13 protein-coding genes and 2 riboswitches are annotated in these 12,715 nt (G+C 64.0%); of the genes, 6 read left to right on the forward strand and 7 right to left on the reverse strand.

The features are described from left to right. Positions 1-88: 88 nt before the first annotated feature. Positions 89-1,120 (reverse strand): ornithine cyclodeaminase, encoded by a 1,032-nt coding sequence (locus ABEA18_RS06450; RefSeq protein WP_345448469.1) that lies wholly within the window; start codon positions 1,118-1,120, stop codon positions 89-91. A 162-nt stretch (positions 1,121-1,282) separates the two neighbouring features. Further along, positions 1,283-1,714 carry an Lrp/AsnC family transcriptional regulator gene (locus ABEA18_RS06455; RefSeq protein WP_059389854.1) on the reverse strand — a complete coding sequence of 144 codons (432 nt, stop codon included), beginning with the start codon at positions 1,712-1,714 and terminating at the stop codon, positions 1,283-1,285. Between the two features lie 55 nt (positions 1,715-1,769). On the opposite strand from ABEA18_RS06455, the gene ABEA18_RS06460 reads away from it, so the two are divergent. From ABEA18_RS06460 to ABEA18_RS06475, 4 genes are all read left to right on the forward strand, one after another. After that, entirely contained in the window at positions 1,770-2,129 is a 360-nt protein-coding gene (locus ABEA18_RS06460) for a hypothetical protein (RefSeq protein WP_345448470.1), read from the forward strand. A gap of 70 nt (positions 2,130-2,199) precedes the next feature. Then, positions 2,200-2,312: riboswitch (SAM riboswitch) on the forward strand. Positions 2,313-2,322: 10 nt separating this feature from the next. After that, a complete protein-coding gene (locus ABEA18_RS06465) occupies positions 2,323-2,580 on the forward strand; it encodes a DUF1737 domain-containing protein (RefSeq protein WP_236813293.1) in 258 nt (85 codons plus the stop codon). Continuing rightward, positions 2,577-2,987 carry a rhodanese-like domain-containing protein gene (locus ABEA18_RS06470; protein WP_234750991.1) on the forward strand — a complete coding sequence of 137 codons (411 nt, stop codon included), beginning with the start codon at positions 2,577-2,579 and terminating at the stop codon, positions 2,985-2,987. Before ABEA18_RS06465 ends, ABEA18_RS06470 begins: the two co-directional genes overlap by 4 nt. Then, positions 2,988-4,196 (forward strand): O-succinylhomoserine sulfhydrylase, encoded by a 1,209-nt coding sequence (locus tag ABEA18_RS06475; protein WP_345448471.1) that lies wholly within the window; start codon positions 2,988-2,990, stop codon positions 4,194-4,196. Positions 4,197-4,205: 9 nt separating this feature from the next. On the opposite strand, the gene ABEA18_RS06480 is transcribed toward ABEA18_RS06475, so the two are convergent. Continuing rightward, entirely contained in the window at positions 4,206-5,489 is a 1,284-nt protein-coding gene (locus ABEA18_RS06480) for a glutamate--cysteine ligase 2 (RefSeq protein WP_345448473.1), read from the reverse strand. Positions 5,490-5,747: 258 nt separating this feature from the next. Here ABEA18_RS06480 and ABEA18_RS06485 point away from each other — a divergent pair, with 258 nt between their 5' ends. Next, positions 5,748-6,572 carry an endonuclease domain-containing protein gene (locus ABEA18_RS06485; protein WP_345448474.1) on the forward strand — a complete coding sequence of 275 codons (825 nt, stop codon included), beginning with the start codon at positions 5,748-5,750 and terminating at the stop codon, positions 6,570-6,572. A gap of 147 nt (positions 6,573-6,719) precedes the next feature. Here the strand turns inward: ABEA18_RS06485 and ABEA18_RS06490 are convergent, their stop codons facing one another. The 4 genes from ABEA18_RS06490 to ABEA18_RS06505 form a co-directional block, all read right to left on the reverse strand. After that, the gene (locus ABEA18_RS06490) at positions 6,720-8,243 is read right to left on the reverse strand and encodes a UDP-N-acetylglucosamine 1-carboxyvinyltransferase (RefSeq protein WP_345448475.1); all 1,524 of its coding nucleotides are present in this window, start codon (positions 8,241-8,243) and stop codon (positions 6,720-6,722) included. 208 nt (positions 8,244-8,451) lie between these two features. Next, positions 8,452-9,258 (reverse strand): energy-coupling factor transporter transmembrane component T family protein, encoded by an 807-nt coding sequence (locus ABEA18_RS06495; RefSeq protein ID WP_345448476.1) that lies wholly within the window; start codon positions 9,256-9,258, stop codon positions 8,452-8,454. Further along, positions 9,255-10,871, reverse strand: a complete 1,617-nt coding sequence (locus ABEA18_RS06500; RefSeq protein ID WP_345448477.1) for an ABC transporter ATP-binding protein — start codon at positions 10,869-10,871, stop codon at positions 9,255-9,257. Before ABEA18_RS06500 ends, ABEA18_RS06495 begins: the two co-directional genes overlap by 4 nt. Beyond that, positions 10,871-11,500 carry an ECF transporter S component gene (locus ABEA18_RS06505; RefSeq protein ID WP_345448478.1) on the reverse strand — a complete coding sequence of 210 codons (630 nt, stop codon included), beginning with the start codon at positions 11,498-11,500 and terminating at the stop codon, positions 10,871-10,873. Before ABEA18_RS06505 ends, ABEA18_RS06500 begins: the two co-directional genes overlap by 1 nt. Before the next feature lie 74 nt (positions 11,501-11,574). Beyond that, positions 11,575-11,710: riboswitch (TPP riboswitch) on the reverse strand. Positions 11,711-11,925: 215 nt separating this feature from the next. On the opposite strand from ABEA18_RS06505, the gene ABEA18_RS06510 reads away from it, so the two are divergent. After that, the gene (locus ABEA18_RS06510) at positions 11,926-12,672 is read left to right on the forward strand and encodes an NUDIX hydrolase (protein ID WP_345448479.1); all 747 of its coding nucleotides are present in this window, start codon (positions 11,926-11,928) and stop codon (positions 12,670-12,672) included. Positions 12,673-12,715: the final 43 nt, after the last annotated feature.

Consider the following 12,715-nt stretch of genomic DNA (forward strand, 5'->3'; position numbering starts at 1 on the left):
GGCCTCAGTAGTTAACTAGTTGCGCCGGGCAAGCTGGATAAACGTCTGGTGCGCCGGTTCTGGGGCCGACGCACCAGACTTCCCCTTCTCAGGATCCGATGGGAGAAAGTGCCCGCACCAGACCGAAGAGGTCCTTGGGGTCATCGGGGTTCGCGACGAGGTCGATCTCCTCGAAAAATTCCGAACCCTCAACGGCATCGCGCAGATACCGCAAGGCGGAGAAGTCCTCGATCGCGAAGCCCACGGAATCGAAAATCGTGATCTGGTCCGTGGAGGTGCGGCCCGGCGCGTGCCCGCACAGGACCTGCCAGAATTCCGTGACGGGAAATTCGGCGGACATTTGTTGGATCTCGCCTTCAATCCGCGTCTGGGGATCGTATTCCACGAAGACATCGCCGACGCCAAGGATGGCAGCGTCGAGTTCGGTCTTCCCTGGGCAATCGCCACCGATCGCGTTGATGTGAACACCGGGCGAGACCTGGGCAACCGTCAGGATGGTGGCATTGGCCTTGTCCGCCGTGCACGTGGTGACGACGTCGGCGCCCTCCACTGCGTGGGCGGCCGAGTCTGCGATGGTGATGTCGAAGCCGAGGGGAGCCATGTTCCGGACGAATTTCTCCATCGCAGCCGGATCCGTGTCCCAGATCCTGACACTGTTAATACCCAGGGCCGCCCGGAAGGCCAGGGCCTGAAACTCCGATTGGGTTCCGGTCCCGATCATCGCCATGATGCGGGAATCGGGGCGCGCGAGTTTCTTCGCGACCATCCCCGACGTAGCCGCCGTTCGCAGCGCCGTCAGCACTGTCATTTCCGCAAGGAACGTCGGATAACCGTTATGGACGTCGGACAGGACACCGAAAGCTGTCACGGTCTGGAAGCCACGCGCTGGATTCGAAGGGTGTCCATTTACATACTTGAAGCCGTATGTTTCCTGGTCGCTGGTGGGCATCAGCTCGATGACCCCAAACGGCGTGTGACTTGCCACCCTCGGAGTCTTGTCAAAGGATTCCCACCGCCGGAAGTCGTCTTCCAAGTATTGAATCATCTCCGAGATGATGGTCTCCGGGCCTCGCCCGGCCGTCCAACGAACCATATTGCGGACATCGACAAAGCGCGTCATGTGCGCTCCTTTCCCTCATAAGCACTGTTGCTACGAGGCTACGGAGCGGCGATATGCATCCACAATTGCCAAAGTACGTACTTTTCATTGAAAAGCTGCGCAAAATGACGAACACATCTCTACACAATGCTCATTGGATACTGGCGTGCTTCAAGCGGTCGACTACCGCAGGACGGAACTGAGCAACAAACTTGTCTCGCTATTGACGATCCCTTCGATGCCGCGGATCCGGCCCAACACCTGGTCAAAGTCACTAAGGCTTTCTGTGCGCAGCTCGGCCACAAGATCCCAACCGCCATTTGTGGTGTGCAGTGCCCAAATCTCCGGAAGTCCCCTGAGTTGGCGAATGACTTTGTCAGCCGATCTTCCTTCCACGGCAATGAGCGCAATGGCGCGAATGGCAAGTGGATCGACCTCGTCGCGCACCCTCGCGGTGAAACCAACGATGGTTCCCGAGGAAACTAGCCGCTCGAGCCGGCTATTCACAGTGGCCCTGGCGACGCCCAGCTTACGCGCGAGGCTCGCCACGGACGCCCTGCCGTCCTCCCGGAGGGCGGAGAGGAGCTGACGGTCAAGGTCGGTGAGTGCTGCCATAAAGATAAACGTATCGCCCATTCCCCAAGCGGGCCTGAGTCCGTAGGGTATCGACATGAGCATCTACATCAGCCCCGACTCTGCTGCATGGTCGCTGACGGCCATGGCGACTGGTGCGTCAGCGGGATCAATCGATGATGCAAACGGCATGTCCAACTTGGTGAAGGAAATCTACGAGACAGAAGGTTTCGAAGCCCTGTCGGGTGTGGTTTTTGCCTTGGCTCATCACAACAGCCTCTCGCTGCACGCGCTCGCCACGGCCACCGGGATATCCGTGCACGAGTTGCTGGAAATCCGGAAGCACCAAGGTTCCACTTTCCATCACTTCCCTACGGGAGTGGCGTCGCGGTTTGACGCCATTCCACCCCGGATCCAGGCAAGCCTTGAACCGCTGCCGAATGAAACCGACGCCTAGGACCCCCGGTTACGGAACATGACGACGGCCGGTGATGCAGGCCGCCGTCGTGGATGTTATTTTCTTCTTGAGTAATGAGCACCAGCGCGAAGCCCTGACTTGCTGGTCGGCAACCCTCTCTCCGGCGGGGTGCCTCAGGTGACTACTCGGCGTATCGACACTTTCGAACTGCAAGCGTGACTGAGGAGCACCAATGCCTGAACCCACCGAAGAAAAACTCTCGTACCGTCTCATCACGGGCCCTGACACGAAGGATTTCTGCGAGCGGATCTCCACCGCCCTCGCGGAGGGATACGTGTTGCACGGCAGCCCGGCCGCGACCTTCAATGGCACGGACGTGATTGTGGCCCAGGCCATCGTCCTGCCCGCCGCGATCGCGAGCGCAGATGCAGCAGTTGCCAACGCGGTAGACCAGCTCGATGAAGAGTTCGACGGCGAGGGGCACGCATGAGCTACGCAGGCGACCTCAGCCCGCACGATGCCTGGGCCAAGCTGGAACAAGGCGCCATCCTGGTGGACGTCCGCACCGAAGGAGAGTGGGCACACATCGGGATCCCTGACACAAAGGCGACGGAAAACGATCCCTTGTTCATCCAGTGGAACTTGGCCGGCGGCATTCCCAACACCCGTTTCATCGAAGAGCTGACGCAGCAGGCTCCGGAGGCGGACGGCACCGAACTGGTCTTCCTCTGCCGCTCCGGACAGCGTTCCATCGCCGCCGCGATCGCCGCAACACAGGCCGGCTACACCGCCTACAACGTCCTGGAGGGCTTCGAGGGCGAACCGGACCGCTACGGCGAGCGAACCGTGAACGGTTGGAAAAACCGTGGACTTCCGACGAATCTGGGGAACATCTAAGTGACTTTCAATCCTGACGCCGCCGGCTGGAGCCCTGACACCCAGGCAGTCCGCGGCGGTCTTGACCGCACCAACTTCCAAGAAACGTCCGAGGCCGTCTTCCTGAACTCCGGCTTCGTCTATGAGTCGGCCGCAGCCGCAGAGCGCGCATTCACGGGCGAGGACGAGCGCTTCGTCTACTCCCGTTACGGCAACCCCTCCGTGGCCACTTTCCAGGAGCGACTCCGCCTGCTCGAAGGCACCGAAGCGTGCTTCGCGACGGCGTCGGGCATGTCCGCTGTCTTCACAGCCCTCGGTGCGTTGCTGGCCGCCGGCGACCGCGTGGTTGCCGCCCGCTCGCTCTTCGGTTCCTGCTTCGTGATCCTCAACGAGATCCTGCCCCGCTGGGGCGTCGAGACCGTCTTCGTGGACGGCCCGGACCTGGACCAGTGGCGTGCCGCATTGTCCGAGCCGACAACGGCAGTGTTCTTCGAGTCGCCGTCGAACCCCATGCAGGAAATCGTGGACATTGCAGCAGTTAGCGAACTAGCCCACGCGGCGGGCGCTACCGTCGTCGTCGACAACGTCTTCGCCACTCCCCTGCTGCAGCGCTGCGGCGATCTCGGCGCGGACGTGATTGTCTACTCGGGCACCAAGCACATCGATGGCCAAGGCCGGGTCCTGGGCGGAGCAATCCTGGGCGCCAAGGAATTCATCGACGGTCCCGTCAAGCAGCTCATGCGGCACACCGGGCCGTCGCTTTCCGCGTTCAACGCCTGGGTCCTGACCAAGGGCCTGGAAACGATGGCGCTGCGCGTCAACCACTCCTCGGCGTCTGCGTTGCGGATCGCCGAATGGCTTGAGGATCAGCCGGCCATCAGCTGGGTCAAGTACCCCCTGCTGAAGTCGCACCCGCAATACGAGCTCGCGGCGAAGCAAATGAAGGCCGGCGGAACCGTGCTCACCTTTGAACTGCTGCCCTCTGCGGGGCGATCGGCGAAAGAGGCCGCCTTCGCGCTGCTGGACGGGCTCGCCGTGATCGACATCTCCAACAACCTCGGCGACTCCAAGTCCCTCATCACCCACCCCGCCACCACCACGCACCGCGCCATGGGTCCGGAAGGCCGCGCGGCCATTGGCCTGAGCGACGGCGTCGTGCGGCTTTCGGTGGGGCTGGAGGACGTGGACGACCTCATCGGGGACCTGGAAAGGGCCCTCAAACAGGTCTAGCCCGGCGGGTTAACCCGGCGCTTCGCGCCAGTCCTGGCGCACCCAGGTGAGGACGGGCTGCGGCTTGGTGTCGCTCTCGTCCCTCTCCGAGCGCATCGTGATCTGAACGGCGTGCTCGACGACGGCGGCCAGCCCGGCGGCGTCGGGCGTGCCCCCGTTGGTCTCGCTCCAGCGGCCGGCAACACCACGCTGTTCGATGGCGCCGTTGCCGCGGCTCAGGATGGCCGCCACGCCGGCTTGGACCAAGTCGAATTCGCCCTGCTCGGCGAGCACAGGTTCCAAGTACTCCACCAACGACCAGACGACGTCCGCGGCGGGCTCCGGGCGGAACGTTCCGAAGTCCAGCAGTTCGGAGCGAAGTCCGAAGTTGCTTGCCTGCCAGGACGCCATCCGCAAAAGCGCCGTGGGCACGGCCGCCGGCTCTATTCCGGCATGGTATTCACGAACAGAAGTCTCGACCAAGGCCCTGACGAGCACCGCGATGAGCGCCGCATCCTCGGCCCGTAGGCAGACATCGGCAACCCGGACCTCCACCGTGGGAACGTGCCGGGACAGCCTGGCGTCGAAGTAGACCATCCCCTCGTCCAGCAACACTCCCGTTTCGATGAGCCTCCTGACAACGCGTCGGTAAGCGGCCAAGGAACCGAAGATGGCTGACGGGCCGGAGGACGGCCAACGGTTCCACGCCTGCGTCCGGTAACTCTCAAAACCGGTAGCCAGCCCCCGCCAGTAAGGAGAATTGGCGCTCATCGCGGTGAAAACGGCGAGCTTGTCCCTGATCCTGTCAAGGACCATCACGCCTTCCTCCGGGGACTCGATCGAGGTGTGGACGTGGAATCCGCAGGTGAGCTGTTCGTGCGCCGTGATGCCGAAACGTTCGAGCATAATGGCGTAGCGGGGATCCGGGGTGGTGTGCAACGCGGCGTCCACGGGCGACGTGGCCAACGCGGCGATCCTTGCGCCGTGGCGGCGAGCGGCATGGCTCGCGAGGCCCCGCCCCCTGCGGATCTGGTGCAGGAGCTCTGCGTAGCTGCGGCATGGCCGGGTCTGGGTTTCGATCTGCTCGAGCTTGAGCTCGTGGCTTAGGCCGGTATCGGGGCCGTCGATCTCCTCAAGGGGCGGACCGGCTTCGGGGCCGTCCTGGCCGTCGTGGGCAGGGCCGTCGTGGGCAGGGCCGTCGTGGGCAGCGTCGTCGTGGGCGGGGGCCGAGAGGAGCGCGTCGGCAAGCGCGAGCGGCTCGCCGGTCACGGGATCGACGATCAGCAACTCCTCTTCCACACCAAAAGTGCGCACGGATCAATTGTGCGCCATGGCAGCCTTGCGGAGACAGAGGCTGGTCCGGGCTTGGGCGGGGGCGGCTGGTGGAGTCAGGATTTCGTTGGCATCGAGGGATTCTGCTGGATCATTGGGGGCAGCGTGGGAGGAAAGCCCCTATTTTCCGGGCATAGTCGATAGCCGGCCCCTGGATGATCCAGCAGAATGTCGGCCAACTCGTCCACATATGGCACATTCCTTGGGACTTCATCTGCAATTCCATGGCTAGCTGGATCCATGGACGCCCTGGATTTCCTCTCCTCAGTGGGCGGCGTCGCCCGCGTGGGTCTGCTTCGCGCCAACGGCTATACCCCCTCAGCGATCCACAAGTTGGCTTCCGCCGGGGCACACCAACCACGAAAGGGAGTGTGGGCCCTCCAGTCGGCGGATCCGGAATACCTCACGGCGATCCTCAACAACGGGCATGTCACGTGCGCGAGTGCAGCTTTACGCTACGGCCTGTGGATCAAAGACAAGCCCATGCGCTTGCATCTGGCTACCCGTCACTGCCGGGGCAGGGGATTCGTACGGCATGGCGGCCTTCGACTGTCTCCGGAGGCCGCCGTCCCCTTGGCATCGGTCGAGGATGCAGTAATTCACGCATTGATCTGCTTACCCGAGGTGGATGCCATTTCGATCGCGCAATCGGCCATAAAGCAGTTCGGCGTCCCGCAGGCCATGATCGAAAGCGAAATCTCCGCCAACTACTACGGAAACGCCAGAAGGCTGTTGGCAAAGGCAGACGGGCTGTCCGAATCGGTACCCGAGATCAGCGCCCGCCTGCTATTCGAATCAGAAGGCCTGACATTCCGCCGCCAAGTCCGAATCCGCGGCGTGGGGCGTGTGGACTTTCTGATTGGCAGGCGATTGATCGTTGAAGTCAACGGCTACGCCTTCCACAGCTCCCGGGAGGCGTGGAGAAAAGACATGGCGCGCCTGAACGCTGCACAAGCGCGTGGCTTTGACGTCCTGAGCTTCGCCCCCGAGAAGATCTGGAACAACCCGGAGCAGGTGATGGAGGAAATCCGCGCCGTTCTGGCCTTGGACAGCCAACGGAAGTGATCGCAACGACGGATTCTGCTGGATCATCGCCACGGCGCGGAAGGCAGACCCTTTGTTTTAGGGGCGTGAGCAAGGCCCGACTCCCGATGATCCAGCAGAATGTTCCGCCGGACCATGGCCGAACTCAGAACGACCATCCGACCCCCATCAGTCCTGGAAGTACTCGATCTTGGCGCCGATGGTGTTGAGCCGCTCGGCCAGGTCCTCGTATCCGCGCTCAATCACGTAGATATTGCGCAACTCGGACGTTCCGCGGGCCGCCAGCATCGCCAACAGCAGGCAAGCTGCGGGTCGAAGTGCCGGAGGGCATCCGACTTCCGCGCCACGCCACTTGGTGGGGCCATTGACATAGATGCGGTGGGGATCGAGGAGTTGGACCTGGGCGCCGAGCTTGTTGAGCTCAGTCAAGTAGATCGCCCGGTTCTCGTATACCCAGTCGTGGATCATGGTCTGGCCCTCGGCGTTGCCGGCAATGACCGCGAAGAACGGCAAGTTGTCGATGTTTAGCCCCGGGAACGGCATCGGATGGATCTTGTCTTCCGGGGCGCGCAACCGCGATGGCTTGGTAGTGACATCCACCAGGCGAGTCCGTCCGTTGCGGGCAAAGTACTCCCCGGAGATGTCGAGCTGCTGGCCCATCTGCTCAAGCGTGGCCAGTTCGATTTCCATGAACTCGATGGGGACCCTGCAGATGGTGACTTCCGAGTTGGTCACGATGCCCGCGGTAATGAGGCTCATGGCCTCGATCGGATCTTCCGACGGGAAGTACTCAATGTCGACGTCGATCGCCGGGCGGCCCGTGATCTTCAGGGTGGTTGTTCCGATGCCGTCGATCACCACGCCGAGCCCCTGCAGGTAGAAACAGAGGTCCTGCACCATGTAATTCGGGCTGGCATTGCGGATCACGGTAGTACCGCTGCGGTGCGCGGCGGCCATGATGGCGTTCTCCGTCACGGTGTCGCCGCGCTCCGTGAGGACAAAGGTGCGGTGCTCGCCGTCGGCCGGTGGAGCCTGCACGGAATAGAAGCCGGACTTGGCCTCCACCGAGAGCCCGAACTGCCGCAACGCCTGCATGTGCGGTTCCACGGTTCGAGTCCCGAGATCGCAACCGCCGGCGTAGGGCAGTTGATACGAGGCCGCCTCATCCAAGAGGGGGCCCAGCAGCATGATGACGCTGCGGGTGCGGCGCGCCGCCTCCACGTCCATGGAGGCAAGGTCCAGGGTCTCCGGGCGGCGGATGCGAAGATCGTTGCCGTTCAGCCAGGTGCACTCGACACCAATTGAGGTCAAAACCTCGACGATCCGGTTGACTTCTTCGATCCGGGCAAGCCGACGCAAGATGGTGGTGCCGCGATTGATGAGGCTCGCGCAAAGCAGTGCGACGCCGGCATTCTTGCTGCTGTTGACGTCCACCGAGCCGGAGAGCGTGCGTCCGCCCTCCACACGCAGGTGGGTCATCTGCCGCTTGCCGACTTTGACGATGGTTCGTCCGAAGATCGACTCAAGGCGCTCGATCATGCGGAGGCTGAGGTTCTGCTTGCCCTGTTCCATGCGGGCAATGGCGCTTTGGCTGGTGCCCAGTTCCGAAGCGAGCTGTCCTTGTGTCCAGCCCTTTTCGCCGCGGGCGTCGCGAAGAAGGAGACCTACATGTTCGGCAGTCGGTTGCGTCATAACCAATAAATATCACAGATGGTCTATCAACCGGAGGTTTCGTGACGCAACTCGCCGATTTTGTCGCAGAATAGTCGCCTCGTGCGATATTAACGTTTCAGGGGCTCCCCTTACGTTTGCTCGCCACTGTCCGGAGCCAGCCGCTGGCCTACCCAAGTAACTCGCAGTTGTTGTCGTTATGAGACGCCAAAACGACAACAACTGCGAGCTAGTTGGGCTGCTTCAGCCAGACGAAGTGCCACGTCCCTGCCCACTGGGCAGCGAGCACCGCCGCGGCTGCGATGAGCATCCCTCCAGCGAGCACCCAGACGTCCAAGCGGCCGTAGGTGGATTCGCGTGCCCAAGTCCGCCGTCCGCCGCCGAAGCCTCGGGCCTCCATAGTCACAGCCAAGCGGGACGCCCGACGGATCGCCTGGACGAGCAGACCAAAGCTTTGGCCGAGCATGGCCTTGAACCGTTGCGGCGGGCTCCCGTGCGAGCCGACACCCCGCGCGCGACGTGCCATGCCGATGGTCTGCCACTCCTCCGCCATGAGTCCCACGAGCCGCAGCGCGGCCAAAGTACCCAAGACAAAACGGTGCGGCAGTTTCGCCTTCTGCGCCAGGGCATCGGCAAGGTCCGTCGGATCGGTGCAACTCATCAGGAGAATGGCCGGCAACGCTATGGCAAGGCCGCGCAGCATAAACCCGAGTCCCAGCTGGAGCGAGCCTTCGCTGATAGACCAGATCCCGACGTCGAGCAGTATCCTTCCGCTGTCCGCCGACAGGATCGCGGTGCTCCAGCCACCAAGCGCGGCCGCGATAATCAAGGGCCAGCCGCGCTGCCAAAGCAAGCGCACGGTGAGCCCCGCGAGCGGGAACAACGCCAGTTCGCCGATGAGCGCCGTCGAAGCTGACACCAGGTCGATGGACAGCGCCAACACCAGGGTGATCAGGAAGACCGACACGAACTTGGCCAGCGGATTCGCGCGTGTCAGGAGTGCATTGTTGCCTCGGAGTGTCAGGGTTTCCCTCATGCCGCACCCGCTTCCTGCCGGGCCCCGCCTTGGAACGCAGGCTCGAGCCGCATCTCGGTGCCGCCCAGGACGGAGCTGAACTCCTGGTCATGGGTCACGGAAACCACGGAGGTGCCGGCGTCGAGCAGTTCGGACAGGAAGGACGCAAGCTCGGCCCAAGTGTTCGCATCCTGGCCGAAGGTGGGTTCGTCCAGCACCAGGACCCGGGGGTGCGCGGCGAGCACCGTCGCCACGGACAGCCGGCGCTTTTCGCCCCCGGAGAGCGTGTACGGGTTGGCGTCGACGAGATGCCCCAAGCGCAGCCGCTCCAGCAACTCGTCCACCCGGTCCTCGCCATGGCCAAGGTGCTTAGGGCCGAACATGAGCTCGTCGAGCACGCGGCCGGTGACGAACTGGTGCTCGGGCTCCTGGAACACGGTCCCTATCCGGGAGATCAGCTGCTGGGCCTTCCACTTGAACGGGTCATTACCGGCGCCGTCGCTAAGCCCGACGGCTGCAGTCACCGTGCCGGACACCGGCGCCAACAAGCCCGCGAGGGTCAACGCGAAGGTCGATTTTCCGGCGCCGTTGGGACCGGTGATGGTCAGGGCCTGCCCGGCGAGCACTTCGGCGTCGAGTCCGGACTGCACAGGAAGGGGCGGGATGGTCTTGAACCCGCGGCGCCGTGGCCGTTCGCGGGACACCGCGAGCTCCTGCGTGCCGAGCAGCAGCTCTCCAGCGCTCTCGGGGCCGGCCCCCGAGCCAGAGCCTGTTCCCGAACGTGGCCGGGTGGACGGCACGTAACCGGGCACCCAGACGCCCGCAGCAGTGAGCATGTCCCTCGCTTGCGCCAGAACGGTGTCCGGATCGCCGTCCAGGAGCACCGCTGGCGTCGACCCTCCCTTGGAGGAGGAGCTGCCCGGCTGCAGCACCACGATCCGGTCCACGAGGTCTTTCCAGACCGATACCCGGTGTTCCACCACCACCAAGGTAGCGCCGGTCTTGTCCAGGCAGCGGCCCACGGCATCGCGCACTTCCAACACGCCGGCCGGGTCAAGGTTGGCGGTCGGCTCGTCCAGGAGGATCAAGCCGGGCCGCATCGCCAGGATGCCGGCCAGTGCAAGGCGTTGCTTCTGCCCACCCGAGAGGGCCGACGTCGGGTGGTCGAGCGCGAAGTTGCCGCTCGCACTGCCACCGGCACTACGCAGCAGCCCGACGTCGTCGAGCGCTTCATGGACCCGCTTCCAGATCTCTTCCCGCGGCACGCAAAGGTTCTCGGCGCCGAACGCGACGTCGTCGCCCAGCCGGGAAAGCACCACCTGGGTTTCGGGGTCCTGTTGCATGAGTCCGGCACGGCCCCGCTGGGCCTTCGGCGAAACGCCGTCCACCAGCAGCGAGCCCGTCTCGTCGGCGTCGTCACCTTCCTCGCCCAACACGCCTGCCAAGGCATGCAGGAGCGTCGACTTGCCCGCGCCCGAGGGGCCGAGCAGGAGCACACGCTCCCCTGGACGGATGTCCAGGTCGAGGGCGTGAATGGCCTGCGTGGTGCGGCCAGCGTGCCGCCAGCCCCAGCCTTGCGCGGAAATGGCGGCGGGTCGCACCACAGCAGGTGTGCCGGAATCAGGACTGGGCATCAGGAAAAGACGGGCTCCGAGGCGGCCTTGCGGGACGCGAACGCGCTCAGGACACCGGTCTTGGCCAGGCCGCGGGTCGCGATCCAGGACAAGGCACCGGCAATGACGGCACCGGAGATCGTGCAGAACACGATGTACGCGAGCTTGTCGACCGGTTCGTAGGCGATGTTCCAGCCCCACGGCAGGAAGGAGTCGTTCAAACCGCAGAACAGGCCAGCGCCGGCACCGGCCAGCAGGGACACCGGCAGGTTGAACTTCTTGTACATGAAGGCCAGGAAGATGAGTTCCGCGCCGAGACCCTGAAGCAGGCCCGAGATCAGGACCGTGGTGCCGTACTGCGAACCCATGATGAGCTCACTGGTGGCGGCCACTGTCTCGCAGAAAATTGCCGCACCGGGCTTGCGGACGATGAGCATGCCCAGCACTGCCGGAATCATCCAACCACCGGCGATCAGGCCGCTCAGCGGCGGGTAGCCGGCGGACATAGGCGTAGCAACCAGAGCCATCTGGTCCCACGCCCAGAAGATCACGCCGCCGGCGATCGAGATCAGCGCTGCCACGACGATGTCCACGACGCGCCAGTTGTAACCAGGCTTGGTGAGGCCCGGCCTTGCAGAAATACCAGTCATTTTGTCCTCCTGAGGAACAGGAGGGGAAAGTGTTCCCGGTTGCCTGCGAGCGGCTTCCGCCGCGCCGGTCCGGACACTATGAGAACTCGACTCCCTTGCGCCGGTACTAGCCGGATCAGGTTCGAGGGTCTGCGGCTGTCCGCACTCTCAGCGCCCGTCCTCGTGCCGCATTGCTGCGAGCCCGACGGCGGCGCTCCCCTGTCGTTATCAATCCACCCTTTTGGGCGTGGTTCAGTTTACACCTTGGCGGGGTTGCGGGCGCTGTGCCGGCCTATGCGGAACGGTCACAAACACGCGTACCGACGGATTCTGCTGGATCATTCGCCGGGCGAGCCCTAGCCGGCCCGGATTGGCGCGGGCGGGCGCAGAAACTGGGAGAATGATCCAGCAGAATGTGACGCAGCAGAGCGGGCAAAGGAGCGGTCTTGGCAGGCATTAGCGAAGCGAACAGCACCACGGTGGCCGAACCTAGGCTCGCCGCGAGCGTGATCCTGGTCCGCGAGGCCCCCGTTCACACGGTTGAGTCAGACCCGGAGGTTCCGGCGGATACCGGGCGCGGCCTGGAGGTGTTCGTCCAGCACCGGGTGACCACGATGGATTTCGCCGCGGGCATGGTCGTCTTCCCCGGAGGGCGAGTGGACCAGGCGGACAGCTCCGGCTGGGACTTCGAGGACGACGTCGTCGAGCAGCACGCCGCCGCATGGCACCGGAGCAGCATCGCCGTCGAGCCCGCTTCGGCCCGGTTCAACGCCGGCCGGGTGCTGGCGGCCGCGCAGCGCGAGGTGTTCGAAGAAGCCGGGCTGAAGCTCGACGCCGCCACCCTCCGCCCGTGGGCCAACTGGGTCACCCCGGCAGACCAGCCCAAGCGCTTCGACACATACTTCTACCTTGCCTGCCCGCTTTCCGGTGCCGAGCCAAGGCACCAAACAACGGAAGCGTCATCGTCCTTGTGGATGCCGGTCCGCGGGATCCTGGATGCCGAAGCCGCCGGAACCCTCAAGCTCATGCCGCCCACGTTGGCGCTGCTCGATGAGCTCGTCGCCCTCGGCACAGTGGAAGCGATACTGGCCGAGGACCGCGACATCGTGCCCGTCCGTCCAAAGCCTGGAGCTTTGGAGGAGTTCTTCCGGCTGAGGCGCCAGTCCCCAACCGTTGCTCCGGAACTGCCCTGAAGTGGGGTTAGGCTGGGGACGGTCCTGTTTCCTCCCGCAAGGA

The sequence above is a fragment of the Arthrobacter gyeryongensis genome (assembly GCF_039543785.1).
GTDB classification, from domain to species: Bacteria; Actinomycetota; Actinomycetes; order Actinomycetales; family Micrococcaceae; genus Arthrobacter; species Arthrobacter gyeryongensis.

Bases quoted from the DNA above. Each gene is read 5' to 3' on its own strand.
- ABEA18_RS06505 (WP_345448478.1), bottom strand. From the start codon at position 11,500: ATGACTGGTATTTCTGCAAGGCCGGGCCTCACCAAGCCTGGTTACAAC.
- ABEA18_RS06500 (WP_345448477.1), bottom strand. From the start codon at position 10,871: ATGCCCAGTCCTGATTCCGGCACACCTGCTGTGGTGCGACCCGCCGCC.
- ABEA18_RS06485 (WP_345448474.1), top strand. From the start codon at position 5,748: ATGGACGCCCTGGATTTCCTCTCCTCAGTGGGCGGCGTCGCCCGCGTG.
- ABEA18_RS06490 (WP_345448475.1), bottom strand. From the start codon at position 8,243: ATGACGCAACCGACTGCCGAACATGTAGGTCTCCTTCTTCGCGACGCC.
- ABEA18_RS06495 (WP_345448476.1), bottom strand. From the start codon at position 9,258: ATGAGGGAAACCCTGACACTCCGAGGCAACAATGCACTCCTGACACGC.
- ABEA18_RS06460 (WP_345448470.1), top strand. From the start codon at position 1,770: ATGAGCATCTACATCAGCCCCGACTCTGCTGCATGGTCGCTGACGGCC.
- ABEA18_RS06470 (WP_234750991.1), top strand. From the start codon at position 2,577: ATGAGCTACGCAGGCGACCTCAGCCCGCACGATGCCTGGGCCAAGCTG.
- ABEA18_RS06450 (WP_345448469.1), bottom strand. From the start codon at position 1,120: ATGACGCGCTTTGTCGATGTCCGCAATATGGTTCGTTGGACGGCCGGG.
- ABEA18_RS06465 (WP_236813293.1), top strand. From the start codon at position 2,323: ATGCCTGAACCCACCGAAGAAAAACTCTCGTACCGTCTCATCACGGGC.
- ABEA18_RS06455 (WP_059389854.1), bottom strand. From the start codon at position 1,714: ATGGCAGCACTCACCGACCTTGACCGTCAGCTCCTCTCCGCCCTCCGG.